Here is a 1,010-nt window from a genome sequence, read left to right as displayed (position 1 = left end):
GTTCAAGGTAATTGATTTTTCTGCAGCGATGGGTTGGTAAATACCGATTACCCCCATAATGCAATCGGCAATTGACACTGATTCCGGGGAGGGGGCAGTGGCATCAATTTCCAACAACGCCTGCAAACCGGTGATCAAATCAGTTTGGCGATCACAATTTTGTCTAATTAAGTCTAAATATCGCTGGCGGGCTTCCTTTTTTTGTTGAAAAGATTCCAACAATTGCAGTGCTGTTTTGGTATTGGTGAGGGGAATACCCAATTCCCGAATCAAATTAACCACAAAGGAGTTGGCGATCGCCGTATAATTCGGCTGCTTATTATCATTACTCGTAATTTTTTTGAGCGGTGGTCCCATCCCTTGCACCAGTTGATTAACCAAATCCAAATCAGTGCTGGAGGGCAGCTTCTCCGGTGCGAACAAATCCACTGGCAAATCGTCCGCCACCACTAATAATTGTTTTAATTGATTTAAATAATGCCCAATCACCCGTGGAGAAAAGCTTTGTAAAATATTGACCACCTTGGGGTTTTCCGGGGATTCATTCAGCAAAATTAAGAGGCTAATTTCGGCACTGAGAAAACAGAAAAAACTTTCCCCCTGCCAATGGGTATCAACTTCCAAAAGCAATGGACTAATGGTTGTTTTTAGGTCCAACCTCAACCCCGCCACCGGCCCTGGCTCATCCCCGGGACGACACCAATATAAATGCTTCAACAACCCCGTTTGACTATAGTCGGCGATCGCCGTTTGCCAGGGAGATTGCCCACTAAACTTAGCCCAAACACTGCACTGAATCTGGTTATCAGCCAAAATCAGACAAATACTCTTAAACCAATTAACCGCCGCCGCCGTTCCCAACGTGTGCAGGGTATGGGGAGCCTGCCCCTGAACCAATCTGAACATGGATGGTGATCACTCCAATTTTTTGTGGCCATGGCCTTGGGAGAACCTAAGCTAATTATGGCCACTAGGGGGATTTTTAAATCGATTTTGGGCTTCTTGGAAAG

General features: G+C 45.5%; 1 protein-coding gene. It reads right to left on the bottom strand.

Features of this window, described 5'->3' with window-relative positions:
• Nucleotides 1-906 (bottom strand): HAMP domain-containing sensor histidine kinase (locus IQ219_RS19855; RefSeq protein ID WP_194073771.1); only part of this gene is annotated, 906 nt, incomplete at its 3' end.
• Nucleotides 907-1,010 lie beyond the last annotated feature (104 nt).

It is taken from the genome of Synechocystis sp. LEGE 06083 (assembly GCF_015207725.1).
In the GTDB taxonomy this organism is placed as follows: domain Bacteria; phylum Cyanobacteriota; class Cyanobacteriia; order Cyanobacteriales; family Microcystaceae; genus Synechocystis; species Synechocystis salina.
The sequence above is the reverse complement of the archived record's forward strand: the minus strand, read 5'-3'. Positions and strand labels throughout refer to the sequence as shown.